Genomic DNA, 25,893 nt, shown 5'->3' on the forward strand with positions numbered 1-25,893 from the left:
GACGGATGGCGCGAGCCCCATCGGGGCCCGCGGCATCCGTCATTCCGTCTGTTCGGCTACTCCGCGTCGAGATCCGTCTCGAGCAGCTGGACGAGCTCGTCGAGCGCCTGGTCGGCGCCGTCGCCCTCGGCCTTCAGCGTCACGACGGTGCCCTTCGAGGCGCCGAGGCCCATGAGCGAGAGGATGCTGCCCGCGTTCAGATCGGGCCCTCCCTCGACGGCGATCGTGACGGGCACGGGCTTCTGCTGCACGGCCTGCACGAAGAGCTTGGCGGGGCGGGCGTGGAGGCCCGAGCTGCTCGCGATGGTGGCTTGACGTTGTGCCATTACTGCTCCTTCTGTCATTCCTCGATTGCGGTTCGGTGGGTCACGCCGGGACGGCGGCCGCGGTGAGTCCGGACTCAGCCGCCTCGAGCTCCTTCGGAGCGATGAAGCGCTTGAAGGCGACCACCAGGAACGCCGTCACGACGGTACCGGCCACGAGCGCCACCAGGAAGCCCCAGATGGGCTGGATCGCGAAGAGGACGAAGATGCCGCCGTGGGGTGCGTACGACTGGACGTTGAGCGCCATGCACAGGGCGCCCGTCACCGCACCGCCGACCATCGAGGCCGGAAGCACGCGCAGCGGGTCGGCCGCGGCGAACGGGATCGCACCCTCGGAGATGAACGACGCGCCGAGCAGCCACGCCGCCTTGCCGTTCTCACGCTCGACCGGCGTGAACAGGTTGCGTGCGAGCACGGTCGAGGCGAGTGCCATCGCGAGCGGCGGCACCATGCCCGAGCACATGACGGCGGCCATGATGAGCAGCGGCGCAGGGTTGCTGGCGCTGCCCGCGGCGAGGCCGGCGACGGCGAACGAGTACGCGACCTTGTTGATCGGTCCGCCGAGGTCGAAGCACATCATGAGTCCGAGCACGACGCCGAGGGCGATGGCGCCGACGCCGCTCTGCGAGAGCGCGGTGAGCCAGTCGTTGAGCCACGTCATGAGGGTTGCGATGGGCCGCCCGAGGAAGAGGATCAGCAGGCCCGAGGCCACGATGGATGCCAGCAGCGGGATGATGACGACGGGCATGAGGCCGCGCAGCCAGCGCGGTGCCGGCCAGCTCGAGATCCACCACGCCGTGACACCGGCGAGGAGACCGCCCACGATGCCGCCGATGAAGCCGGCGTTCATGAGCACGGCCACGGCACCGGCGACGAAGCCGGGGGCGATGCCCGGCCGGTCGGCGATCGCGAACGCGATGTAGCCCGACAGCGCCGAGACGAGGAAGCCCATCGACGTCGCGCCGATCATGAACGCGACCGAGCCGAGGTACTGGCCGAGCCCGCCGGGAGGCAGGTTCCACAGCGCGTTCTGCGTGATGACGGTCGCGGCGTCGGCGGTGACGTTGTACCCGCCGAGGAGGAAGCCGAGGGCGATGAGCAGACCGCCGCCCGCGACGAACGGGATCATGTAGCTGACGCCGGTGAGGAGGATGCGCTGGATGCGGGCGCCCCACGACAGCGACTCGGTCGCCACCGCCGCCGTGCCCGCGCCGCCGCCGGCTCCCGAGACGCGCGTCGCGGCCGGGTTCTTGGCGGCGGCGACGGCTTCGGCGATGAGCTCGTTCGGCTCCTCGATGCCGCGCTTGACGCCCGAGCGCACGACCGGCTTCCCGGCGAAGCGCTGCAGCTCGCGCACGTCGACATCGGTCGCGAAGATCACGGCGTCCGCGCTGTCGATGATGTGCTGCGGCAGCGCCTGATAGCCGCTCGACCCCTGCGGCTCGACGGTCAGGTCGACGCCGGTCTTCTTGCCGGCGGCGGTGAGCGCGTCGGCCGCCATGAAGGTGTGGGCGATGCCCGTCGCACACGATGTGACGGCGACGAGGCGGGCGGGGCGGCCCTCGACCTCGAGGCCCGGGGCGACGCTCGCCGCGGCGGGGGCGGCGGCGGTCGCCGTGACGGGCGCGGCGGCGGGGGCGGCGGTCGCCGCGACCGGCGCGGCCTCCTCCTCGCCGATCGCCTGGCGCACGATCGAGACGACGTCGGTGGGCGTCGCCGCGGCGCGGAGGCCGCTCGTGAAGTCGTCCTGCATGAGGCTCCGCGCGAGCTTGGAGAGCACGGCGAGGTGGGCCTCTGCCGCGCCCTCGGGGGCGGCGATGAGGAACACGAGGTCGGCGGGGCCGTCGGGCGCGCCGAAGTCGACGCCGGGCTTCAGCCGCGCGAAGGCGAGCGAGGGCTCGGTGACCGCGGAGCTCTTGGCGTGCGGGATCGCGATGCCGCCGGGAAGCCCCGTTTCGTCCTTCTGCTCGCGCGCCCAGGCGTCGGCGAACAGCGCGTCGGCGTCGGTCGCGCGCCCTTGCGCGACGACGCGGGCGGCGAGGGCCTTGATGACGGCGGCCTTGTCGCCGCCCAGGCCGTCGTCGAGGCTGACGAGCTCTGGTGTGATGGTGGACACGGTGACCTCCTTGGTCGGTGTGGCGGTGTCGGGGATGGGTGGGGTGGTCAGGCGAGGCACCGCACGGGCACGTCGCCCGTCGGCAGGTCGGCGGGTGAGGGGGCTTGCGTGCCGGGGAGGGATGCCGCGGCCGCTCCGTACCGGATCGACCGGCGCAGCCGCTCCTCGGGGCCGGCGCCGTCGAGGTCGGCGAGGAGGTAGCCGGCGAGCGAGCTGTCTCCGGCACCGACGGTGCTCGCGACGCGGATCCGGGGCGGAGTGCCCGCCCACGCGCCGTCGGCGTCCACGAGGACGGCGCCGTGCGCGCCGAGCGTGACGAGGGCGGCTCCGACCCGCTCGGGCACGAGTCGGCGGGCGACCGGGAGCACGGCGTCGGCGAGGTCCGCGCCGGGCTCGAGCGCGACGCCCGCGAGGTCTGCGAGCTCCTCGTCGTTGGGCTTGATGAGGTCGGGGCGTCCGTCGGCGACGACGGCGGTGAGCGCTGCACCGGAGGTGTCGACCGCGATGCGCGGGGCGTCGTGGCCGAAGCGCCCGCGGACCGCCTCGATGACGTCGACGTAGAACGCGTCGCCGGCGCCGGGGGGCAGTGAGCCGGCGAGAGCCAGCCAGCGCGCTCCCGCGCAGGCCTCGACGACGGCGTCGATGACCGCGGCGGTGTCGGCCTGGTCGAGTGCGGCGCCCGGGAGGTTGAGCTTCGTGGTGACGCCGGCCGGATCGGTGATCGTGATGTTCGCCCGCACGCGGCCGTGGATCGGCACGCGCCGGGCGGCGACGGCCGAGTGGCGCAGCGCCACGTCGAACGGGTCGTCGGCGGCGAGCGGCAGCACTGCGAGCGAGCGGGCGCCAGCCGCGGCGACGACGCGGGCCACGTTGATGCCCTTGCCGCCGGCGTCCTCCCGCGCCGAGGTCGCCGCCTGCACCTCACCGGGCTGCAGAGCACCGGCGAGCGTGATGGTGCGGTCGAGCGACGGGTTGGCCGTCAGCGTCACGATCATGCGGTCCATACCTCCACGTCGGCCGCGGCGAGGGCGTCGCCGAGCGACCCGTCGGGAGCGGCATCCGTCACGAGCACGTCGATGTCGCTGAGCTGCGCGAAGCGCACGAACGACTCGACGCCGAACTTGGCCTGGTCGGCGACCACGACGACGCGGCGCGACGCCCGCACGATCGCGGCTTTGACGGCGGCTTCGGCGGGGTCGGGGGTCGAGAGCCCGAAGTCGGCCGAGATGCCGTTGGCTCCGATGAATGCGAGGTCGGGACGCAGCGACGCCAGCGCCGTGAGCGTCGAGGTGCCGACGGCCGCGGCGGTGAGTCCGCGCACCTGACCGCCGAGCACGGTGAGGCCGATGTCGGGGAGGAGCGAGAGCGCGTGGGCGACGGGCACGGCGTGCGTCACGACGTCGAGGCGGGCGCCCGTGGCGGCGACGCGCTCCCCCAGACCTGCCGCGACGGCACCGACCGTCGAGCCGGCATCGAAGACGACGGCGCCGCGGTAGCCGTCGGTGATGACGTCGAGCGCGCGTCGCGCGATCCCGCGCTTGGCGTCGGAGTTCACCGTCATGCGCTCCGCGATGGAGGGCTCGGCGACGCTCCCCGTGCGGAGCGGCACAGCGCCGCCGTGCACGCGCCGCAGCCGGCCCTGCTGCTCGAGCGCGGCGAGATCGCGGCGGATGGTCTCGGTCGTGACGCCCAGGTCGTCGGCCAGACCGACGACGGAGACACGACCGCGCTCGGCCAGGTGCCGAGTGATCTGAGCTTGTCGCTCCGTCGCGTACATGTGGGTCCTCACCGTCAAGGTGTCACCAAGATACAACACACTCCCACGCAACACAACTCATTCCCACAGAAAAGAAGATGACCGGGCTGCGCGCCTCGGGTAGCCTCGCGAAGTGCCCGACATGCCCGCCGCCGAGGTGCGGCTGAGCGAAGACCTCGTGCGCCGACTCGTCGTCGCGCAGAGCGGGATCCGGGATGCCGCGAGCCTCCCCCTCTCGATGGCCGCGAGCGGCTGGGACTGCGAGCTCTGGCGGCTCGGCCCCGATCTCGCCGTGCGTCTCCCTCGGCGCGCCCTGGCGGCACCGCTCGTCGTCAACGAGCAGTGGGCGCTCCCCCGCATCGGGCCGCTGGTCGAGGCGACCGGGATCCGCGTTCCCGTCCCGCTCGTCGCGGGCCGGCCGGTCCCTTCCTACCCCTGGCCCTGGTCGATCGTGCCGTGGTTCGAGGGCGTGGCCGGACTCGACGTCCCGCGTCCCGACCGCTCGCCGTGGGCCGTGCCCCTCGCCGGCGCGCTCCACGCACTCCACGTCGAGGCGCCGCCGGACGCACCGCTCAACCCCGTCCGCGGCGTGCCGCTCGCGGACCGGGCAGCGATCGTCGGCGAGCGGCTGGCACTGCTGCGAGGGCGCCACCCCGGCGGTCTCCTCGACGTCGCCGCGACGGCGTGGCGCCGCGGCCTGGCCGCCGCGCCGTGGTCACGGCCTCCGGTCTGGATCCACGGCGATCTGCACCCGGGCAATCTCGTCGCCCGCGACGGCACCCTCGTCGCGATCGTCGACTTCGGCGACGTGACCTCCGGCGATCCGGCCTACGACCTCGCGGTCGCGTGGATCGCGTTCGACGCCGACGGCCGCGAGCTCTTCGCGCGCGCCGCCGGGGCCGATGCCGCGACCTGGATCCGCGCTCGCGCGTGGGCGGCCGCGTTCGCCGTGCTTCTGCTCGCGCACAGCGACGACAACCCCGGCTATGCGCAGCTCGGCTTCGAGACGCTCGAGGAGATCCGGGGCGATCAGGCGTCTTCGGTCGCGCGCACGACGTAGACGTCGACCGTGCCGCCGTCCCACAGGAAGCGCACGAACGACCCCGTCGGCACGTCGAGTCCCGAGCTCTTCAGGCTCAGGGTCGTGCGGTCGGCGACGATGTCGAGCATCGTCGGCAAAGGCTTGACGGCGCAGCTCTGATTCCACAGCTGCCCCTCGGTGCTCAGCACGAGACACGAGAAGTCGCGCCTGCCTTCGACCGTCCACACGTCCAGCGAGCCGACGGCCCCGCGGTACTCCAGTGCGGACGCCGTCACGCCGAGGAAGTCGAGCATGCCCTGGTCGAGGTCGGGCACGGCGACCTTGTCGGACGCGGCCGTCACCGCGAGGCTCACCTCGGGCCGAGGATGCGAGAGGGCCTCCGTCAGGGCGAACGCGAGGGAGGCGACCGCCACGACGCCGGCGACCGCCGCGACGAGCCACGGCAGGCGGCGGCGGAAGCGCGATTCGACGACGGGAGGGGATGCCTCCTCCGCCGGCTCCTGCACCCCGTCGACGTCGCTCGTGGATGCCGGCTCGGGGGCGGCATCCCTCGTCTCCTGCTCCTCGGGAGCGGGTGGCTCCACGGCCACGGGGCCACCCGAGAAGGTGAGGCCGCCCCGCTCCGCGTCCTCGAGCTCGGCGAGCCGCGCCTGCGCCGAGGGGTCGCCGTGGATGTCGGCCTCGGGCCCGTAGGCGCGACGCCGAAGTTCGGCGAGCTCGCCGACGGCGGCATCGGGCTGCGCGGGCATGCCCCCATTATCGGGCGATCTTCGGATGTATCAGGCGCGCTCTATCGCTCTCTTCCCAGCGTGGACACAATGGGCCCTATGACGCACGCGGGCGCGGAAGCCTCCGTCGAGTCCGTCGAACCGGCTCGGTGGGAGCGCGCAGCCGCGCTGTTCGTGCGCTGGCGGGAGGGCGACAGCCGAGCTATGGACGAGCTCGTGCGGCTGATGACGCCGCCGCTCTGGCACATCGTGCGCTCATACGGTCTGGACGCGTCGCTCGCGGAGGATGTCGTGCAGACGACATGGCTCACGCTCGTGCGCCGGCACGCGACGATCACCGATCCGCTGGCCGTCTCAGGCTGGCTCACGATGTGCGCGCGGCGAGAGGCCTGGCGCGTCGGCAAGCAGCATCGGCTCGCCACGCCGACCGAGGCCGAGGCGCTCGAGCCGCACCTGCCCGTGCACGAGTCGGCGGAGCAGACGGCGGCTGCGGACGACGAGCGCCGGCGCCTCTGGACCGCCGTGGGCCGGCTCGACGAACGCTGCCGGCACCTGCTTCGGATCGTGGCCTTCGACGACCGCCCCGACTACGCGCGCATCGCGGAAGACCTCTCGATGCCCGTCGGCTCCATCGGACCGACGCGACAGCGCTGCCTCGCGAAACTCCGCGCCGAACTCGAGGGCGCGGGCTTGGGAGAAGATCATGGACACTGACGACGCACGCGCCGACGCGGCGCTGTTCGAGCGATTGCGAGAGGCCTGGCAGGAGGCCGATCCGGTGCCCGCGGACCTCGCCGACCGGATGGTGGCGGCGGTGGCCGTCGAAGACCTCTCGCGCGAGTACGCGCTGCTGACGCTCGTCGAGGGCTCCGCTCCGGCGGCCGTCCGCGGCGAGGCCGACACCGCGACGCTGCAGTTCAGCGACGGCGAGACGAATGTGCTGCTGCACGTGACCGCGACCGAGGACGGCTCACGCCGCATCGACGGGTGGGTGGATGCCGCGCCCCTCGCGATCCGTCTCGTGCAGGGAGACCGGGACTGGGGGGCCTCGGCCGACGAGCACGGGCGATTCGCCTTCGACTCCATTCCGCCCGGCGTCTCGCTGCTGCGGCTCGTGGTGAGCGGGTCGGACGGCGACGTGCACGACTTCCGGACGCCGCAGTTCGAGGTCTGAGGCGAGGGATGGATTCCACGGATGGTGCCGATGAGCAGGGAGCGACCATGAGCGATGCGACGAAGCGGGCGACCGGCGATGCGAACGGATGGCGGAGAGTGCCGCGGTTCTCGGTGCTCGACCCTGCGGGCGAGCCGCCGCACTCCGTCTACTCGACGGTGTACGTGACGGATGAGCTCCTCATCGACACCGCCGTGGTGGACGAGGAGGCGCTCCGCAGTCTGCGCGCGCTCGCCGGGACCGCGGGCTGGCGGCTCGAGTTCGAGGAGGACCGACGCGAGCTCGCGGCATTCGCCTCCCGCCAGACCGCCCCGCGATCCCGGGGCGCGAGCACGACCGTGCCCGTCCGCCTCCGGGCTGAGCGCACGGGCGAGCGCGTGGCGGCGACTCCCGACGCGTGGGCCCTGCTCCGCGAGGTGCGCCGCTCCTCGTGGGGGAAGCGCGGAATCGGGCTCAACCACGTGCTCTCGATCGACTCCCTGGGCGTCAACCCGTTCAAGGCGAACCCGTTCAAAGCCAACCCGTTCAAGGCGAATCCGTTCAAGGCCAACCCGTTCAAGGCGAACGGCACAGTCGGCATCGACAGCTACGCGGAGCCGGGCTTCGGCGGGCTGCAGCCCGTGACATACCTGGGACCTGCCCCGCTCGGCCCTGATCCCGAGGCGGGTCCGATCGTCGCGATCTTCGACACGGGATGCGGAAAGCATCCCTGGCTGGAGGACGCGGTGAACCCGCTGCTCGCCAGCGCGGCGGCGATCAGCATGCCGCCTGATCCCCGCGGGAATCCCGACGACGAGCCGTCGCTGGCCGAACCGCTGGACGGCATCTTCGACGACGCCGCAGGACACGGCACCTTCATCGCCGGCATCATCCGGCAGAAGTGCCCTGAGGCGCTCATCCTTCCGATCCGGGTCGCCGACGGCGAGGGCGTGATCATCGAGGACGACCTGCTCGGCGCCCTCGGCCTGCTGGTCGAGTTCATGGACGACCGTGCGAAGGAGGACCCGGCACGACCCAACGTCTCGGTGCTCAACCTGTCGTTCAGCTACTACCACGAGACGCCGGACGACCCGGACACCGTCTCCGAGATGGCGAAGCTGCTCGACGACGTCCGCAGTCGCGGGTGCGTCGTGGTCTGCTCGGCCGGCAACGACGCGACGGCGCGGCCGACCTATCCGGCGGCGATTCCCGCGACCGACCCGGGTCGTCACGTCTCGGTCGGCGCGCTCAATCCCTCCGACCGGTCCGTCGCGCTCTTCTCGAACATCGGCGACTGGGTCCGGGTCTACGCGCCGGGCGTGTCGGTCATGTCGACGCTGCCGATCGGGTTCGAGGGCGGACTCCAATCCGGCACCAGCAACCCCGAACTCGGCCTCCTCCGCCAGACGCTCGACGCCGACGACTTCCGCGGCGGCTTCGGCGTGTGGAGCGGGACGTCGTTCGCAGCGCCCGTCGTTGCGGGACTCGTCGCCGCCCGGATCGCCGCCGGCGAGAGCCCCGAGGCCGCCACGGCGTCGGTCGTGAAGGAGCTCGAAGAGGAGGACCAGTCGCGCATGGGGTGAGCCGGCGGCCATTCTGGGAGGGTGAGGCTTTCCGCTGCAGAGCTGCACCGGCGGGGCCGCGCTCATCTGAACGCGGGCCGCAACGCCGCCGCGCGCCGCGTGCTCGTGCTCGCGGATCAGCGCACCGACGACGCCGACCTGCGGGCGCGCATCGCCGGGTCGCTTGCGGCACTGCTCATCAGGCAGGGGGATCCGGATGCTGCGGACCGGCTCTGCCGCGAGGCGCTCGCCCTCCCCGGCGTCTCCCCTGCGACGGGTGCCGTGCTCCACGGCCAGCTCGGGCTCCTCGCGCTCGAGCACGGCGACCTCGAGGAGGCGATCGCCCACCTCACCCGGGGCATCTCGGGCATCGGCGACGACGCCGAGTACCGGGCACCCATGCTCGTCAATCGCAGCGTCGCCTACAGTCAGGCGGGTCGGCTGGCAGCGGCGCGCGCCGACGTCGAGGCGGCCGCCCGTGACTACGAGACGGTGGGCGGCGAGGTCGAGCAAGCCATGGCGGTGCACAACGCCGGGTACATCGCGCTGCTCGAGGGCGACCTCGTCGCCGCGCTCGAGACGATGGGCCGGGCGCGTGGGGCGCTGGCGGCGGCCTCGGCCGTGAACGCCGCCATCTGCGACCTCGACCGCGCCGAAGTCCTGCGCGATGCCGGACTGGTCCGCGAGGCTGAGCAGAGCCTCGAGCGCGTCATCGCGATCTTCGGCACGCACCGGATGCGGCAGGCGAAGGGCGAAGCGCAGTTCCACCTCGCACGCTCCCTCCTGACCCACACTCCCGCGGAGGCGTCCGCGACGGCTGCCGCCGCGACGCGGACCTTCCGGACGATCGGCAGTGAGTGGTGGGCGCTGCGCTCCGACGCCGTGCGACTGCGTGCCCTTTTCCTCTCCGCCCGCGACGGCGCGCCGGGCCGCCGAGAACCGGCCTCGGCGCACGAGGTCGACGAGGTGGTCGCCGCCCTCGAGGAGAGGGATCTGCGGGGCGAGGCAGCGGCGCTCCGCCTCACGCACGAGCTCTGGCTCGCCTCGCGGCAGGTGCCCGCCACTCGTGCGCCCGTCCGGACTCCCCCGGGCGCGTCGCTTCCCGTGCGCCTCCTCGCCCAGGAAGTGCGCGCCGCGCGCGCCGCCGCGAAGGGCACGGAGTCGGACGTGCGGCGGCACACCGCCGCGGGTCTGGATGCGCTCGCGGAGTGGCAGCGGTCCTTCGGGAGTCTCGACCTCACGACCTCGCTCGTGATGCACGGGCGCGGGCTGGTCTTCGCGGGACTGCGGTCGGCGGTGCGCTCGGGACGGGCCGACGTCCTCTTCGACTGGTCGGAGCGGGCGCGTCAGCTCAGCCGGCAGACCATCCCGGTGCGCCCGCCGCGCGACGAGGCGCTCGCCGCCGATCTCGCCGAGCTCCGCATGCTGCGCTCCGAGGCCGGATCGGCGGACTGGCTGGCCGAGCCGAGGGCGGCCGAGCTGAGCGAGCGCGTGCGCCGCCGGCAGTGGACGTCGACGGGCGCGGCCGGGACACGTCGGCGGGTCGCGCTCGAGGAGCTGCGGACGTCGCTTCCTCCCGACACGGCCTTCGTCTCGTACGTGTTCGACGAGCTCGGCCTCACCGCCGTCGCCGTGACCGACGAGGGCGCGCGAGCGGTCGAGATCGGCGCGTGGACGCGGATCGCTCCGCTCTTCGCGGGGCTCCGGGCCGACCTCGACGTCAGCGCCTCGGTCCGGTCGGGGCCGCTCGTCGCCCTCGTGCGGGAGTCGCTCGATGACAGGCTCACGGCGCTCTCCGCGGCGCTCCTCGATCCCGTCACGCCGACGATCGGCGGGCGCCGCACCGCGATCACCGTGCCCGGAGTGCTCGGCGGAACCCCGTGGGCGATGCTGCCGGCGATGCGGGGCCGCGCCTTCACGATCGCCACCTCGGCGAGCCAGTGGCTCGCCGATCGCGAGGGGCGGACGAGTGCCGGGGTCGGCTTCGTCGCGGGGCCGCGCGTGTCACGCGGCATGGAGGAAGTCGCCCGCGCCGCCGCGGCGTGGGACGCCGCGGCGATCCTGAACCCCTCCACAGCGACGGTCGACAGCACCGAGGCGCTGGCGGCGCGCGTGGGCACGCTGCACCTCGCCGCCCACGGCCGGCACGCGGCGGAGAATCCACTCTTCTCCGGCCTCGAGCTGACGGACGGTGCTCTGTTCGGCTACGACATCGACCTCATCCCGCGGGTTCCCGACACTGTCGTGCTCTCGGCGTGCGAGCTCGGACGCTCGTCGGTGCGATGGGGCGAGGAGGCGATCGGGATGACGCGCGCCTGGCTGCACGCCGGCACATGCTGCGTCGTGGCATCCCCCGTCATCGTCTCCGACGACGTCGCCTGCGACCTGCTCGCCGCGATGCACGAGCGGCTCGCGGCGGGCGATCGGCCCGCCGTGGCGCTGGCGCTGGCGAGCGAGGCTACGGGCATCGTGGCGCCGTTCCAGGCGCACGGCAGCGGCTTCTAGGACGCGACGCCGACGGGAGCGTCGGCGACCGAGAGCATGAGCCAGTGGCTGAGGGTGGCGACGTGCTCCTCGTCCTCGCCCCAATCCGGCTCGGTCAGGGCCCAGCGGTGCATCAGGCGCGCCGCCGTCGAGGTGTGATGTCCGGCGTCGAGAACCTCCGCGAGCGCTTCGGCCTGCGTGAACTCGAGCGTGCAGAGGAACTCCTCGGAACCGTGCAGCAGCCCCTCGACGATGTCGGCGAGGTGGTCGACGGTCTGGTCCAGGTTCATCACGGTCCTCCTTGCTCGGGAGCGGTGTTCCACTCACGACTCAAGAGGCTGGCGGGCGCTCGCTGATACCCGCGACGGCGATGTATCAGGCATCCCCCTTCCCTCTCCTCACCATGCGAGGGGACTCAGACGACTGGGCGATTCGGCACCCCGAGAGTGAAGGAAGCTGTCATGCCTCATCCTTTCCCGCTCGGCGACGTGCCTGATGACGTCGTCACGCACCTCGCCGGGGAACTCGGCACGTCCACGCCGCGGCTCATCGCGGCATCCGAGACCCGTCTGCCGACGGGCGAGCTCGCGCGCCTCGTGACGGCGGCGGATCCCGCCAAGCCGAACTCCGTCGCCGAGGTCACCGTGACCGAATCGGGCGAACTGCGTCCGCTCCCCGTGCTCGAGCGCCTCTTCCCGGGTGGAAGGCTCTTCCTCCCCGATTTCCCGGCGTTCCGCGATGTGCCGACAGGCCCGAAGGAGCCGATCACGATCGATCCGACGACGAACGACTGGCGGCTCAGCCGCTGCGAGCGGGTCGCCGAGAAGATCACCGTCACGGTCCCGAAATCCTCCGCACCGCCGAAGGCCGACGTCTACCTGCTGGCCGACACGACCGGCAGCATGACACCCGTGCTCGCGTCGGTGAAGGCGGGCGCGAGCGTCATCCTCAACAACCCCGCGCTCGCGGGCTTCGACGTCGCGTGGGGCGTGGGCGACTACCGCGACTTCCCCGTCGACGGCGGTGCGCACAACTCCTACGCGTTCGCGCACCAGGTCTCCCCCACGACGACCCTGGCGGTGGCGGATGCCGCCATCTCCACCTGGAACGCCGACGAAGGGTCCGACGGGTCGGAGGGCCAGCTCTACGCGCTGCACCAGATCGCGTCCGATCCGGCCATCGGCTGGCGACCCGACGCGAAGCGGATCCTCGTGTGGTTCGGCGACGCCCCTGGGCACGATCCGATCCCGACGACGCTCAGCGGTCTCGGGGCGGCCATCACCGAGGCGACCGCCACGGCCGATCTGACCGCCGCGAAGATCACGGTGATCGCCGTGAGCACGACGACCGGCTTCGCCGCGGCGCTCGACGACGACCCGAATGCGGACGCCGCCGATTATGCGCCGTCCGTTCCTGCGGGCTCCGCCGGACAGGCGACGCGGATCACCGCGGCGACCAGCGGCTCGCACACGACGGGGGTGAACCCCGGGGACATCGTCTCGACCCTCGCGACGCTCATCGCGGCGGCGGTCACGTCCATCGGCTCGATCTCGCTCGTGCCGACGGGCTCCACCGCGCAGTTCGTCGAGTCCATCGCTCCCCCGAGCTACGGCCCGCTTCCCGGCGACACCGAGCACGTGCTGACATTCGAGGTGACCTGGGTCGGTGTGAAGGACTGCCGCGACCGCGATCAAGTGTTCACAGGCACGATCGACGTGGTCGCCGACGGCGTCGTCGTCGCCCAGAAGCAGGTGCGCGTCGTGGTGCCGGCCTGCCGGTATCACTACTCCGTGGAGTTCGTCGCCGGTCTCGCGAAGGACGACCGGGACCAGTCGGCCTTCGTTCCCGGCCGGTACGCGACAGCGGTGACGATCTACAACCCCGGCACATGCGCCGTCGACGTCGAGAAGCGGTTCGCGCCGCTGATCCTCGGCGACAAGGTGATCGGCCGAGAGCCGGAGAAGGTGCCCGCCAAGAAGTTCGCCGCCATCGTCCTGCAGGCCGGTGAGGCGACCTTCGACGACCGCGTGGCCCTGCGCGAGATCGCGGGCGCCGGTCCGGGGCTGCTGTTCGGAGTGCTCGACATCATCTCCGACCGGCCGCTCTCGGTGACCGCGACGCACACCGTCGGAGGCAAGGAGCTGGGCGCGTCGATCACGTCGCGGACCATCGAACCGCACCGCGCTCCCTGACGCGCTGCCAGAGCGTCCCGGCCGGGGAGGCCGAATCCCCCGGCCGGGATTCTCGCGTGCGCAGGCGGTGGCCATCAGGCAGTTCATAGGATCGCCATACCGGGCCGATGGCTCGCGAGAATAGCTTCTGCTCGTGGTCACGACGATCGACGCCCAGCCGGTTGCCCCGGGTGCTCTTGCGGCAGTTCGTCGCCCTCCGCGGTGGACCCGCTGGCACACGGGGCTCGTCCTTGTCGCGATCGGCGCCGGGCTTCTCACGATCTGGTCCGTCTGGACGGGATCGCGCTCCGACTACTACGCCTCCATCGCCCTGTCGATGAGCCGGAACTGGTCCAACTTCTTCTTCGGCGCGTTCGACCCCGCCGGCACCGTCACGCTCGACAAGATCCCCGGCTCGTTCTGGATCCCCGCGCTCTTCATCAGGGCGTTCGGCTTCTCGACCTGGACCGTCGTGCTGCCCAACGCGCTCGCCGCGGTCGCTGCGACACTGATCGTGGCGGTCACGGCGAAGCGCCTTCTCAACCCGACGGCGGGACTGCTCGCGGGGACCGTCGTCGCGACGACGCCGATCCTCGTCGCAGTCGCCCGCTCGAATCAGCCGGAAACGTTCTTCGTGCTCGGTCTGGCGGCGGTCGCGTGGGCGGCGGCCAAGGCGCTCACGCGGCGCAGCTTCGGCTGGCTCATCGTCGCGGGACTGTTCGTCGCGCTCTCGTTCCAGACCTACATGCTCGAGGCCTGGGCGGTCTGGCCCGCACTCGCCGCGGCGTGGCTCTTCACGCGGATGCCGTGGGGCCGGAAGCTCTGGCAGCTCGCCGTCGCGGGTGTCGTCAGCCTCGCGGCATCCCTCGCCTGGATCATCGTCGTGTCGCTCGTGCCTCCGACGGCCCGGCCGTACATCGGCAGCACGCTCGGCAACAGCCCGTGGGAGATGGTCTTCGGCTACAACGGCCTCGGTCGCTTCGGGGACACGACGGCGGATGCCACGGCGTACCGCTCGTTCACACCGCCGTTCTCGGGCGACCCGGCCTTCTTCCGGCTCTTCAACGAGCAGCTGGCGGGCCAGATCGCGTGGCTGCTGCCGACCGCCTTCCTTGCGATCGTGATCCTCTGGATGCTGCGCTTCTCCCGCCCTGTGACCGTGCTCCTGGGCGTCTGGCTCGCGACGTTCACGGTGATGTTCTCCGCCGTCGCGGGGATGCACCAGTTCTACACGGCCGCCCTCGCGATCCCGATGGCGCTCGCGATCGGTCTCGCCTTCGCCGTCGCACGTCGCCGGACTGTGGCGTGGGCGCAGATCAGCCTGCTCGCCGTCGCCGCTGTCACCGCGCTCGGGATCGGCTTCCTCTACGGCGGGTACTCCATCCCGGTCGCGGTCGCCCAGGCGGTCCTCGCAGCCCTCGCCATCTCCGCGATCGCGGTCGAGCACGCGCGTCGACGAGTCCTGCACGGGGCCGTCGCCGTGCTCGCGGGGGCCGCGCTCGTGCTCACGCCGCTCGTCTGGTCGGCCGTCGCGATCGCGAACCCGAGTTCGACGAACCCCGTCGCGGGCGGGGTGGCCGACATGGGCGGCGGGTTCGGCAGACCGGGCGCGCAGGGCGGATTCGGCGCGCAGGGCGGATTCGGTGGGCCGGGTGGCTTCGGCGGGCAGGCGGCGCCGGGGGGCGGCGCGGGAGCGCCAGGCGCGTTCGCCGGCGGTCGGACGGGTGGGTCGCAGCCGAACCAGGCGCCAGGCTTCGGCGGGCAGGGCTTCCCGGGCGGCGCGATGGGCGGATCCGGCGACGAGAGCGCGCTCATCGCCTACCTCCGGGCGCATTCGACCGGCGGCGCCTACCTCGCCGCGACCTTCGGCGCCCAATCGGCCGCGGGCTACATCATCGCGTCCGACGGCGGGTCCTTCCTGCCGATCGGCGGCTTCAACGGCGGCGACCCCGTGCCGACGCTGGACCGCTTCCAGGAGCTCGTGACCGAGGGCGACGTGCGCTATGTCATCGCGACGGGTCGGGGTCCTGGCCTTGCCGGCGCGGAAGGCGGGACGTCGGCGCAGATCCTCGAGTGGGTCGAGCAGAACTGCACGAAGCCGGCGGACGCGCCCGTCACGTCGCTCTACGAGTGCACGGCATCCGCGAGCGTCGGCACCTGAGCTCCGCGCAGGGATCGTCAGTTGCTGATCGTCTGGCCGTTGCGCACGACGTAGACGTCGACATTCTGACCGCTCCACGCGAAGCGCACGTACGACCCCGGCGGCATGTCGATGCCCGGCACGCGCGAATGCAGCGCGCCGTTGTCAGCCCTGACGTCGAGCAGCGCGGGCAGCGGGCTGGGCGCGCAGTTCTGGTCCCAGAGCCCTCCGCGCAGGCTGAGGACGATGCAGGCGGATCCGCGGAGGCCTGTGACGGTCCATACGTCGACGGTCCCGACCATGCCGTGGTACCTGAGGGTCGCCCGCTCCGCCCCCACGAAGTACAGCATTCCCGAGTCGAGCCTGGGTTCGAGGACGGCGTCCGGCCGCGCCACGACGGCAAGGCTGGCCGCGGGCCTGGCACCCGAGGCCGTGTCCGATACCGCGACGAACAGGCCCATCGCCGCGACCACCGCTCCCGCAGCGGCCGCGATCCACGGCAGTCTCCGGCGGAGCCGTGAGCGGTCCGGTGCCGCAGCGACGGCGGGCTCCGGGACGGGCGCCCCGTCGGGCGGGAGGGATGCCTCCGGAGCCGGCGGCTCGTCGCCGGACTCGGCATCCCGAGCCAGCGTCACGACGGAAGTCTCGGCCCGCGAGGAACTGTGCGCGGCTTCCAGCTGGGCCAGCCGCGCCTGAGCGACGGGGTCGCCGTCGATGTCTGCCGCGGGGCCGTAGGCCCTGCGCCGCAACTCGGCGAGCTCCCCGACGTCCTCGTCGGGCATGCTCCCATTATGCCGCCGGCGTGAGCCGCCGACCAGTGCGGCGGGCGGGCCGAACGGTGCCTGTCACCGATCGTGCCCCCGCCCCACGACCGGCGCCCGCGGCCTGAAGCGGTCGGACGGGACCGGTGGCTGCCGGGTCGGTCTGATGTCCGCCGACCCGGCAGCTCGGGGAGCCGTGTCAGCCTCGCGCCAGCAGTTCCAGCGTGTCGATCACGCGGTTCGAGAAGCCCCATTCGTTGTCGTACCAGGCGACGACCTTCACGTGCCTGCCGTCGACGCGGGTGAGGGCCGCGTCGAAGATGGACGACGCCGGGTTGCCGGTGATGTCCGACGAGACGAGCGGGTCCTCCGAGTATTCGAGGATTCCGGCGAGGGGACCCGACGCCGCGGCGCGGTAGGCGGCCAGCACCTCCTCACGGGTGACCTCGCGCGAGACCGTCGTGTTCAGCTCCACGATCGAACCCACGGGCACGGGCACGCGGATGGAGTCGCCCGACAGCTTTCCGTCGAGGGCGGGCAGAACGAGGCCGATCGCCTTCGCAGCCCCCGTCGTGGTCGGCACGATGTTCACTCCGGCGGCACGGGCCCGGCGAGGGTCGCGGTGCGGTCCGTCCTGGAGGTTCTGCTCCTGCGTGTAGGCGTGCACGGTCGTCATGAAGCCGTGCTCGATGCCGGCGAGATCGTCGAGCACGGACGCGAGCGGTGCGAGCGCGTTGGTGGTGCACGAGGCATTGGACACGATGATGTGCGTAGCGGGATCGTACGCGCCGGTGTTGACGCCGTAGGCGAGCGTGACGTCGGCGCCGTCGGAGGGAGCGCTGACCAGAACCTTGCGTGCACCCGCATCCAGGTGCGCCTTGGCCGCCTCCGCGGAGGTGAACCGGCCGGTCGACTCGAGCACGACGTCGACCTCGAGCTCCTTCCACGGCAGGTTCGCGGGGTCGCGCTCGGCGAGCACCCGGATGCGTCGGCCGTCGACGACGAGCTCGTCGCCTTCGACCTCGACCGGCCGGCCGAGCCGGCCGAGCGAGCTGTCGAAGCGCAGCAGCTGAGCGAGCGCCTTCGGGTCGGTGAGGTCGTTGACGGCGACGATCTCGAGGTCGGAGTCGCGCTCGAGCAGGGCACGCAGCGTGTTGCGTCCGATGCGTCCGAAGCCGTTGACAGCGATGCGGGTCATGCGGGGGTTCCTTTCGTTCCCGGTGATACATCACGAGGATCGCCGAGACGCGCCGACCGCAGAAGTGGCTGAAGCGACAGCATCCGCAAGGATCTCGCCAGTCCCGAGAGACGCGGCTCGGCGCTGTCGAGCGGCGCGGCAAACTCGCCGCGGCCTACCCCCGGGGCTCTGCGAACGTGTGCCGGTACTCGCTGGGAGAGGTGCCGAGGATGCGGTGGAAGTGCAGCCGCAGATTCGCGCCCGTGCCGAGCCCGACGCGATCGGCGACCTGCTCGACGCCGAGGTCCGTGCGCTCGAGCAGTTCGCGTGCGAGGTCGATCCGTGCACGAAGGATCCACTGCAACGGCGTGTAGCCCGTGTCCTCGACGAACCGGCGCGAGAAGGTGCGCGGCGACACGTTGGCGTTGCGTGCGAGATCGGCGAGCGTCAGCGGCTCCTCGAGGCGCTCGACCGCCCACTGGCGCGTGGCCGCGAACACCTCGCCGAGCGGCTCAGGCACGGCGCGCGGCACATACTGCGCCTGACCGCCGCTGCGGTAGGGAGCGGCGACGAGCCGCCGGGCCACGCGATTCGACAGTGCGACGCCGTGATCGCGTCGCACGAGGTGGAGGCACAGATCGATGCCCGAGGCGGCACCGGCGGAGGTGAGCAGGCTCCCCTCGTCGACGAACAGGACGTTCTCGTCCACGGTGATCGAGGGATGCTTCGCCCGGAGCGCGTGCGTGTAGTGCCAGTGCGTCGTGGCGCGGCATCCGTCGAGCAGCCCCGACGCCGCGAGTGCGAACGCGCCGGTGGAGATCGCCGCCAGCCGGGCGCCGCGCGCGTGAGCGCTGCGCAGGGCGTCGATCACCTCGGCGGGCGGATCCTCCTGGTCGGGATGGCGGTAGCCCGGGATGAAGATCGTCTGGGCCCACTCGAACGCCTCGAGCCCGTGCGCCACGTGGTACGAGAGCCCATCACCGCCCCGGACGACGCCGGGAAGTGCACCGCACACCCGCACCTCGTACGGCATGCTCTCCCGGGTCGAGAAGATCTGCGCGGGTATCCCGACGTCGAGGGGTTTCGCCCCGTCGAGCACGAGCACGGCGACGCGGTGGTTCTTCCGCTGCATGTGGCCAGACTGCCATGCTGCGCAACGATACGGCCACCGGGAGTCCGGCGCCGGCGTGTGCCGGCAGCGCGACAGGCATCCCCCTCGCGCGATGGCTCACGCGGAGGTGAGCGGCGCCTCCGGGCCGGCGAGGGTCTGAGCCGCGCGGACAGCGACCTGCCGCAGCCAGCGGTGCCCCGGGTCGCGCTCGTGGACCGGGTGCCACCAGAGCGCCTCGACGAGCAGCCCCAGTTCGAAGGGCGCGTCGACGATCGCCACGGCTTCGGTGACCACCGCGAGGCGCGCCACGCGCTGGGGCATGAGACCGATCCGGTCGCTGCCGGCGACGAGGTGGGGCACGGCGAGGAAGTCCTCGGTGCTGATCGCGGCGCGCGGCTCCACGCCCGACTGGCGCATGCGGTGCAGGGCCGAGAGCACGGGCATGCGCGGGTGATAGGGAGTCACCCACGGCCGCTCGCTCATCTCGGCGAGCGAGAGCGGGCCACGGCGAGCGGTCGCCGCCGCCACCACGCACACCCAGCGGTCCCGGTACAGGTCGAGGCTGGGCGCGTCCGCGAGGATGCCGTGCGGAAGCACGAGCGCGTCGATGTCACGAAGCCACTCCACTCCGGGTGAGATCATGCGCGCCGTGCTGTGCTCGAAGCGCAGCCTGATGTCGGGCGCCTCGTCCGCGACGAGCTCGGCGAGCGCCCGGCCGAAGATCGGCAGCTGTGCGTCGGACATCACGAGAGTGAACTCGCGCTGCGCGACCTCCGGCAGGAATCGCGGCCGCGTGTCGAACACGCGGTCGGTCCACGTGAGCGCCTGGCCCGTCGTCTCGAGGAGCTCTTCGGCAAGCGGCGTGAGCCGGTAGCTGTTTCCGGTGCGCACGAGCAGCTCGTCGCCGAAGTGCTGCCGGAGTCGACCGAGGGCGGTGCTCAAGGTGGGCTGGCTGAGGTGCAGCCGTGTCGCCGCGCGGCTCACGCTGCGCTCTTCGAGCAGCGCGTTGAGCGAGACGAGGAGGTTGAGATCGACGCCCACGGAGGTCCCTTCGTTATTGGAGAAGCCAATAGCGACCATAGTCAGATTCGGCTTCCCCGATAGAGACCGACATCGGAGGATCGGAGGGAGCCGAGCGGATCCGCGTTCGGCGACGACGACGAAGGAGTCGACGATGGCGTCGTTTCATGTGCTGATCGCCGGGGGTGGGATCGGCGGTCTCTGCCTCGCACAGGGCCTGACGAAGGCGGGCATCAGCTGCGCCGTCTACGAGAGCGCCCCGGGCATCGTCACCGCGGGCTACCGACTGCACATGAACGTGCTGGGCGGCGATGCTCTCCGCGAGTGCCTTCCCGAGAACCTGTACGAGCTGTACCTCCAGACGTCGCGCCGGACCCCCGAGCGCGAGATGTCGGTCATGATCGACACGCAGGGCACGGAGATCTGGACGAGGCCCCACATCGGTCCGCCGAACGAGGGCGACCGCCCCCACACGGCCGTCAACCGTCGCACGCTTCGGCAGATCCTCGCGACCGGCCTCGACGACGTCCTCCATTTCGGCCGCACCGCGGTCGGGTACGAGGCCGACGGCGACGGCGTGCGCCTGCTGTTCGACGACGGCTCGTCGGTCGCCGGCGACGTGCTGGTGGGAGCCGACGGCATCCACTCCCCCATCCGGTCGCAGCTGCTCCCCGAGGTGGGAGTGGTCGACACGGGGATGCGTGGCATGTGGTCGATCGCTCCCCTCACCGACGATCTCGCCGCCGTCATGCCGCGCGCTCTGTTCGACGGCTTCGCCGTCGTGACACGCGGCGACGGCACCATCTTCGCGATCGGCGTCTACGACCCGCGGCGGCCCATCGCCGATGCGGTGGCCGAGCTCGCACCCGGAGCGGCGATCGACCACGTCGAGCCGTACGTCATGGTGACGTACGGATCCGATCTCGGCGCCGCGCCGGCGGCGGACATGCCCGACTTCGCGCACGACTCGCCCGCGGAGCTCCACCGCGCCATCCGACGCGCGATGAGCGGTGCGCATCCCGGCCTCGTCGAGCTCGTCGACCGCATCGACGAGTCCACCATCGCCCCCAGCGCCATCCGATATCTCGAGGTGGCCGATCCGTGGCAGCCGAGCCGCGTGACGCTCCTGGGCGACGCCATCCATGCGATGCCGCCCAGCTTCGGCGCGGGTGCCAACTCCGCGCTGCGCGATGCGGCCGCGCTCGCGCGAGCACTGGACGATGCCGTGCACGGCCGGCGGCCTCTGCTCGAGGCGATCGGCGACTACGAGGAGCGGATGCGCGCCGAGGTGTTCCCGATCATGCGGGCGTCCGCCGACCCGGATGCCGTGCACAGCGATCACGTGCCCGACCTGACCCGTTGACCCGCACCCATCGAGAGGCGACAGCATGCACAGAGAAGAAGATGTCGAGTTCCTGGTCGGCGGTGTCACCCTGCGGGGACGGCTGTTCCTCCCCGCGGACGCCGCGACCCCGCCGCCGGTCGTCATCCTGCAGGGCGGCCTCGGTGGCCCTGCGGAGTCGAACTGGCCGATGGCGCCGGCATTCACGGCGGCCGGCCTCGCCTGCCTCTCGTACGACCACCGGTCGACGGGGTACAGCGACGGCGAGCCGAGACAGGAGTTCGACCCCTGGCAGCAATGCCGCGACCTGCGTGACGTCATCACCCACCTCACTCTGCGGGATGACCTCGACGCAGACCGGCTGGGTCTCTGGGGCGTGAGCATCGGCGGCGCCAACTCGATGTTCACCGCGGCGATGGATCGTCGGGTATCGGCCGTCGTGAGCATCATCCCGCCCGTGAGCGGGTGGAGTGCGCGACAGCTGCAGCCCGAGGCGACGCTCGCCGAGCTCGAGGCGCTCATCCCCGTCGACCGTCAGAACCGGCTGCGGGGCGAGCCGGCGGCGACCATACGCCTGCACGGCGCGCCGGAACCCGGGCGGCCCGTCATGTTCAGCGATCAGGAGGGACTCGAGTTCGTCGAGAACGCGATCCACGGCCTCCCGAGCTTCCGCAACGAGATCACGATCTCGACGCTCGACCGGATCTTCGAGATGGAGGTGACGGCATACGCCGAGCGGATCACGCAGCCGCTGCTGATGGTGCTCGCCTCGCAGGACACCGTCGCGCCGGTGGAGGAGGCGCGTGAGATGTTCTCCCGCATGCCCGAGCCGAAGGAGCTCATCGAGTACCCCGGTCAGCACTACGAGATCCTCTCGAAGCACTTCCCCGAGATCATCGAACGCACCGCTGGATGGCTCGCCGCGACGCTCGATGCGTGATCGTCCGCACATGCCGGGGACGGATGCCTCGGCCGCCCGTCTCGCGACGCCCCAGCTGCTGACCCTCGCCCTGCTCGCAGCCATCTCGCCGCTCGCCACCGCGATGTACCTGCCGGCGATGCCGGCGATGGCGGTCGAGCTGGCGACCGATGCCCAGACCCTCCAGCTGACCCTCACCGCATTCATGGTGGGCCTCGCCGCGGGTCAGGTCGTGCTCGGCCCGCTTTCGGATCGAGTCGGGCGACGACCGGTCCTGCTCGCCGGGGCGGGCGTGTGCGTCGTCGCGTCGGCGGCCTGCGCGCTCGCTCCCGGCATCGAGATCCTGATCGCGGCGCGTCTCGTTCAGGGAGTGGCGGGAGCCGCAGGCATCGTGCTCGGCCGCGCCATGGTGGCCGACACGGTCCGCGGGAAGCCGGCCGCGCGAGCGTTCTCACTGCTCATGACGATGGGCGCGATCGCCCCGGTCGTCGCACCGCTCCTCGGCGGAATCCTCACCCAGGCGACGGGCTGGCGCGGCGTCTTCACCGCCCTCACCGGGTTCGCCGCGCTCATGCTTCTCGGCGCGCTCGTGCTGCTTCCCGAGACGCTCCCGTCGACGCGTCGTCGCGCGGCGGGCGGCGGTGAGACGATGCGTCGGCTGTGGACCGTCGTGCGGCGCCCTCGCTTCATCGCCTACACGGCCGTGCTCGTCTTCGCCTACGCCACCCTGATCGCCTACGTCTCGGCATCCCCCTTCGTCCTCCAGGAGGGATTCGGACTGGCGCCCGGCGCATTCTCGCTCGCGTTCGCCGCCAATGCCGTCGGACTGACCCTCGCCTCCTTCGCGAACGCCCGTCTCGTGCGCATCGTGGCACCCCGCCGGATCCTCGCGATCGGTCTCGTCGGTGAGGCGTCGGTGGTGCTGGTCCTCGTCGGCACGGCGTTGATCGGCAGCCTCACGACGCCTCTCCTGCTCGCCCTGCTGTGGATGTCGGTGACCTGCCTCGGGTTCATCATGGGCAACGCCACCGCTCTCGCGATGGATCAGGCCACGCGCGAGGCGGGTTCCGCATCCGCGCTCCTCGGCGCCGCCCAGTTCGGCCTTGCGGCGCTCGCCGCACCCGCGGCGAACAGCGGGGCGGGCGGCAGCCCCGTCGCGATGGCGGTCACGATGGCGGTCTGCGTCTCCGGCGCAGTGATCGCGTTCGTCGCGACGAGGCTCAGTCGAGTGTGAAGGACACCGTCACTTCACCGGATCCGACGGGAAGGAGTGATGTGCTCCCGGGTCCTTGAGCTCGACCGTCGACGTGGACGTCGCGTGCGGCATCCGGAAGCCGGATGCTGCTCGTCGCATTCGGCGGCACCTCGACGACCAGCTCGACCCGGCCCGCTTCGGTCTTCACCCACCGAGCGGCGAGCTCGCCGTAGGGGGTTCCGATTCGCGCGGCAGCACTCGTGAGAGGCCCCGCGAAGTCCGGTTCGATGCACGATTCGCGGTAGCCGGGTCCCTCGAGCCGGATACCTCCGATCCGCCGGTAGAGCCAGTCGTCGACGCAGCCGAACGCGTAGTGGTTGAACGAGAGGTCGGTCACGGAGCCATCCGGGGCGATCGCCTCCCACCCCTCCCACATCGTCGTGGCGCCCCGAGCGACCTGGTAGAGCCAGGACGGCGCCGTCTCCTGGAAGAGCAGGGTTCGGGCGAGGTCGCGTTGGCCGTTGTCCCACAGGACGTCCAACAGGAACTGCACCGAGAGGAAGCCCGTGTCGAGGTGGTCGTCGGCCTCGTGGATGAGTTCGACGAGCCTCGCGACGACCGCCGGCTTGCGGTCGTCGGGCACGAAGCCGAAGGCGAGCGCGACGACGTAGGGACCCTGCAGCCCCCCCGGGATGCGGTCCTCGGCGTCGATGTACTCCGCGGCGAAGGCCGCACGTGCGCCGTCTGCCCTCTCCGAGTATCGCCGCGCGTCGTCGGTGTGCCCCAGGATGCCGGCGATCTCGGCCATGACGTCCATGAGGTGCCCGTGATACAGCGAGCCGATGACCTCGCCCGTGCGTCGCGGGGCGTTCATCTGACTCGCGTCGGGCCCTCGCAGGGTGCTGGGCGCGAGCCAGTCGCCGAAGTTCGGCTCGTTGTTCCAGAGGAACCGCTGCCTGTCCCGCTGCTCGGCACTGAGCGGGGCGCCGAGCAATCGAGGCGGCAGTCCTGAGGATGCGCTGTCGATCTGGTACTGAGCCCACGCCGCCATCGCGTCGTAGTTCTCCGCGAGCACGCGGCGATCCGCGAAGTGCTGGAACAGCACCAGCGGTGCGATCGCGATCACGTCACCCCAGCCGGCAGACGAGGCCAGCAGCATGATCGGATCGTCGTAGCTGGGGGCGGGTTCGTCCATCAGGTAGTCCAGCTGCGGCGGGCTCGGCGAGATGTTCATGATCTGCCCGTCCGGCAGCTGATCGTCGCGGACGATCCTCAGCCACCGTGACAGGAACGGGCCGACCGCCATGTTCGTCGCGGCGGCGGCGGCGAAGATCTGCAGATCGCCCGTCCAGCCGTAGCGCTCGCGCTGCGGGCAGTCGGTCGGAATGGAGAGGAAGTTCGCCCGCTGGCTCCACAGCACATTCGCGTGCAGCCTGTTGAGCCGGTCATCCGAGGTCTCGAAGCGCCCGATGACCGGCAGGTCCGAGGAGGTGACGATCGCGCGGAAGTCCTCGGCGCTCACGGACTCGGGAAAGCCGCTGATGCGCACGTAGCGGAAGCCGTGGAAGGTGAATGCGGGTTCCCACGTCTCGCCCTCGGGGTGACCCGCGAGGACGTACACGTCGGTCTGGTCCTTGTTCGGTCCGACGATGTTGCTGAAGTAGTCGCCGTGCTGGTCGAGGACCTCCGAATGCTCGAGGCGAACGACCCGCCCTCGCTCACCCTGCACCCGGAAGCGGACGCGGCCGGCGACCACCTGCCCGAAATCGAGGACGGTGTCCCCTGCGGGAGTGTGCAGGATGCGTGTCGCAGGCAGTTCCATCACGCGCCGGATCGGTTCGCCGACGAACGGTACGAGCGACTGCTCGACCTCGAGTTCTGCGACCGGAGTCCAGGCCGAGTCGTCGAAGCCGGGGGTGCTCCACCCCTGCCAGTCGATGCGGGCGTCGTATCGCTCCCCCACAGCGAGGTCGGCGTACCGGATGGGCCCGTCGGTCGAGGACACGCCGGTGTCGTCCGACGTGACCGTGGCACGCCGACCGTCGGCGTACTCCGCTTCGAGCTGCCAGAGCGCCTTCAGCGTGTCGCCGTATCCCCGACTCGCTCCGAGGATTCCCACCCGGCCGGCGTACCACCCGTCGGAGAGCACGACCCCGAGCGCGTTGTCTCCCGCGACCAGGTGATCGGTCACATCGTAGGTCTGGAACGACAGGTGGATGTCGTAGCTCTCGACCCCGGGCGCGAACAGCTCGTCGGACACGGGTGTTCCGTTGATCTGCGCCTCGTAGATCCCGTGCGCGGTCGCATACAGGCGTGCCCGCACCGGGCGCTCGTCGAGCCGGAACCGCTGGCGCAGATAGGGCGTCGGCAGCAGTCGAGCCTCCGGCGGGGTGTCGATTCGAAGCGAGAAGAGCTCCCGGAAGTCGGCGGCGCCGTCCTTGCGGACGGCGACCTGCCGGGGCTCCACCCAGCGGGCCCGCCAATCGTCCGGACTGAGCAGAGTCGTCTCGAACGTCGACTCGGCCCAGGGGGTGGGGTCGGGCGTCCCATCGGCCCACGATCGCACGCGCCACCGATACGCCGTGGCGGAGTCCGCCTGGAAGCCGTCGAGCGACACGAGCACCGAGTCGCGTGACTCGATCCGCCCCGTGCGCCACCGGGTCTCGGGCTCGCCGAGGGGCTCGATCTCCAGTTCGTAGGCCCTCTGGATCACCCCCGTCGCAGACGTCCTGATCTGCCAGGAGAATCGCGGATGCCGTGTCCAGAGTCCGAGCGGGTGTTCCATCTGCTCGACGCGGAGGTTCTCGAGTGTCGTCACGACACGTCCAATCTGGGAGCGAGGTCTTCTTCGAGTGAGGCGGATGCCACCCGGGGGCCGGCCCCGGGCGGCATC

The 25,893-nt window shown here is 71.6% G+C and carries 21 protein-coding genes; 10 read left to right on the top strand and 11 right to left on the bottom strand.

Going from position 1 to position 25,893, the window contains the following annotated elements; genetic code table 11:
- Positions 1–56: 56 nt before the first annotated feature.
- From AAIB33_RS07070 to AAIB33_RS07085, 4 genes are read right to left on the bottom strand one after another with little or no spacing between them, the layout of a single operon-like run.
- Positions 57–326 carry an HPr family phosphocarrier protein gene (locus AAIB33_RS07070; RefSeq protein ID WP_345802839.1) on the bottom strand — a complete coding sequence of 90 codons (270 nt, stop codon included), beginning with the start codon at positions 324–326 and terminating at the stop codon, positions 57–59.
- A 40-nt stretch (positions 327–366) separates the two neighbouring features.
- Positions 367–2,439, bottom strand: a complete 2,073-nt coding sequence (locus AAIB33_RS07075) for a fructose-specific PTS transporter subunit EIIC (protein WP_345802840.1) — start codon at positions 2,437–2,439, stop codon at positions 367–369.
- A gap of 47 nt (positions 2,440–2,486) precedes the next feature.
- Positions 2,487–3,434, bottom strand: a complete 948-nt coding sequence (locus AAIB33_RS07080) for a 1-phosphofructokinase (RefSeq protein WP_345802841.1) — start codon at positions 3,432–3,434, stop codon at positions 2,487–2,489.
- The gene (locus AAIB33_RS07085) at positions 3,431–4,216 is read right to left on the bottom strand and encodes a DeoR/GlpR family DNA-binding transcription regulator (RefSeq protein WP_345803395.1); all 786 of its coding nucleotides are present in this window, start codon (positions 4,214–4,216) and stop codon (positions 3,431–3,433) included. The genes AAIB33_RS07080 and AAIB33_RS07085 overlap by 4 nt, the downstream gene beginning before the upstream one ends.
- Positions 4,217–4,337: 121 nt before the next feature.
- On the opposite strand from AAIB33_RS07085, the gene AAIB33_RS07090 reads away from it, so the two are divergent.
- The gene (locus tag AAIB33_RS07090) at positions 4,338–5,255 is read left to right on the top strand and encodes an aminoglycoside phosphotransferase family protein (protein ID WP_345803396.1); all 918 of its coding nucleotides are present in this window, start codon (positions 4,338–4,340) and stop codon (positions 5,253–5,255) included.
- Here the strand turns inward: AAIB33_RS07090 and AAIB33_RS07095 are convergent.
- Complete coding sequence (locus tag AAIB33_RS07095) at positions 5,225–5,986, bottom strand: hypothetical protein (RefSeq protein ID WP_345802842.1); 762 nt, start codon at positions 5,984–5,986, stop codon at positions 5,225–5,227. The genes AAIB33_RS07090 and AAIB33_RS07095 overlap by 31 nt on opposite strands.
- Before the next feature lie 78 nt (positions 5,987–6,064).
- On the opposite strand from AAIB33_RS07095, the gene AAIB33_RS07100 reads away from it, so the two are divergent.
- Genes AAIB33_RS07100 through AAIB33_RS07115 form a run of 4 tightly spaced genes read left to right on the top strand, consistent with a single transcriptional unit; the run spans position 6,065 to position 11,185 of the window.
- The gene (locus AAIB33_RS07100) at positions 6,065–6,679 is read left to right on the top strand and encodes a sigma-70 family RNA polymerase sigma factor (protein ID WP_345802843.1); all 615 of its coding nucleotides are present in this window, start codon (positions 6,065–6,067) and stop codon (positions 6,677–6,679) included.
- Positions 6,669–7,139, top strand: a complete 471-nt coding sequence (locus tag AAIB33_RS07105) for a hypothetical protein (protein WP_345802844.1) — start codon at positions 6,669–6,671, stop codon at positions 7,137–7,139. The genes AAIB33_RS07100 and AAIB33_RS07105 overlap by 11 nt, the downstream gene beginning before the upstream one ends.
- A gap of 47 nt (positions 7,140–7,186) precedes the next feature.
- Entirely contained in the window at positions 7,187–8,701 is a 1,515-nt protein-coding gene (locus AAIB33_RS07110) for a S8/S53 family peptidase (protein WP_345802845.1), read from the top strand.
- Positions 8,702–8,722: 21 nt separating this feature from the next.
- Complete coding sequence (locus AAIB33_RS07115) at positions 8,723–11,185, top strand: CHAT domain-containing protein (protein ID WP_345802846.1); 2,463 nt, start codon at positions 8,723–8,725, stop codon at positions 11,183–11,185.
- Here the strand turns inward: AAIB33_RS07115 and AAIB33_RS07120 are convergent.
- A complete protein-coding gene (locus AAIB33_RS07120) occupies positions 11,182–11,454 on the bottom strand; it encodes a hypothetical protein (RefSeq protein WP_345802847.1) in 273 nt (90 codons plus the stop codon). The genes AAIB33_RS07115 and AAIB33_RS07120 overlap by 4 nt on opposite strands.
- Before the next feature lie 171 nt (positions 11,455–11,625).
- Here AAIB33_RS07120 and AAIB33_RS07125 point away from each other — a divergent pair, with 171 nt between their 5' ends.
- Both AAIB33_RS07125 and AAIB33_RS07130 read left to right on the top strand, forming a co-directional pair.
- A complete protein-coding gene (locus tag AAIB33_RS07125; RefSeq protein ID WP_345802848.1) occupies positions 11,626–13,356 on the top strand; it encodes a hypothetical protein in 1,731 nt (576 codons plus the stop codon).
- Between the two features lie 133 nt (positions 13,357–13,489).
- Positions 13,490–15,496 carry a glycosyltransferase family 39 protein gene (locus tag AAIB33_RS07130; protein ID WP_345802849.1) on the top strand — a complete coding sequence of 669 codons (2,007 nt, stop codon included), beginning with the start codon at positions 13,490–13,492 and terminating at the stop codon, positions 15,494–15,496.
- Positions 15,497–15,513: 17 nt separating this feature from the next.
- On the opposite strand, the gene AAIB33_RS07135 is transcribed toward AAIB33_RS07130, so the two are convergent.
- From AAIB33_RS07135 to AAIB33_RS07150, 4 genes are all read right to left on the bottom strand, one after another.
- A complete protein-coding gene (locus AAIB33_RS07135; RefSeq protein ID WP_345802850.1) occupies positions 15,514–16,257 on the bottom strand; it encodes a hypothetical protein in 744 nt (247 codons plus the stop codon).
- A gap of 178 nt (positions 16,258–16,435) precedes the next feature.
- Entirely contained in the window at positions 16,436–17,434 is a 999-nt protein-coding gene (gene gap / locus AAIB33_RS07140; protein ID WP_345802851.1) for a type I glyceraldehyde-3-phosphate dehydrogenase, read from the bottom strand.
- Positions 17,435–17,588: 154 nt separating this feature from the next.
- Complete coding sequence (locus tag AAIB33_RS07145; protein ID WP_345802852.1) at positions 17,589–18,545, bottom strand: helix-turn-helix domain-containing protein; 957 nt, start codon at positions 18,543–18,545, stop codon at positions 17,589–17,591.
- Between the two features lie 96 nt (positions 18,546–18,641).
- Entirely contained in the window at positions 18,642–19,565 is a 924-nt protein-coding gene (locus AAIB33_RS07150) for a LysR family transcriptional regulator (protein WP_345802853.1), read from the bottom strand.
- A 133-nt stretch (positions 19,566–19,698) separates the two neighbouring features.
- Between AAIB33_RS07150 and AAIB33_RS07155 the strand changes: the two genes are divergently transcribed.
- Genes AAIB33_RS07155 through AAIB33_RS07165 form a run of 3 tightly spaced genes read left to right on the top strand, consistent with a single transcriptional unit; the run spans position 19,699 to position 23,039 of the window.
- Entirely contained in the window at positions 19,699–20,907 is a 1,209-nt protein-coding gene (locus AAIB33_RS07155) for an FAD-dependent monooxygenase (protein WP_345802854.1), read from the top strand.
- Positions 20,908–20,932: 25 nt separating this feature from the next.
- Complete coding sequence (locus tag AAIB33_RS07160) at positions 20,933–21,826, top strand: alpha/beta fold hydrolase (protein WP_345802855.1); 894 nt, start codon at positions 20,933–20,935, stop codon at positions 21,824–21,826.
- A gap of 10 nt (positions 21,827–21,836) precedes the next feature.
- On the top strand, positions 21,837–23,039 hold the full coding sequence (locus AAIB33_RS07165; protein WP_345802856.1) for a multidrug effflux MFS transporter: 1,203 nt from the start codon (positions 21,837–21,839) through the stop codon (positions 23,037–23,039).
- Here AAIB33_RS07165 and AAIB33_RS07170 read toward each other — a convergent pair.
- Positions 23,026–25,818: a family 78 glycoside hydrolase catalytic domain gene (locus AAIB33_RS07170; protein ID WP_345802857.1), complete on the bottom strand. Its 2,793-nt coding sequence runs from the start codon at positions 25,816–25,818 to the stop codon at positions 23,026–23,028. The genes AAIB33_RS07165 and AAIB33_RS07170 overlap by 14 nt on opposite strands.
- Positions 25,819–25,893 lie beyond the last annotated feature (75 nt).

It is taken from the genome of Microbacterium sp. AZCO (assembly GCF_039614715.1).
GTDB lineage: Bacteria > Actinomycetota > Actinomycetes > Actinomycetales > Microbacteriaceae > Microbacterium.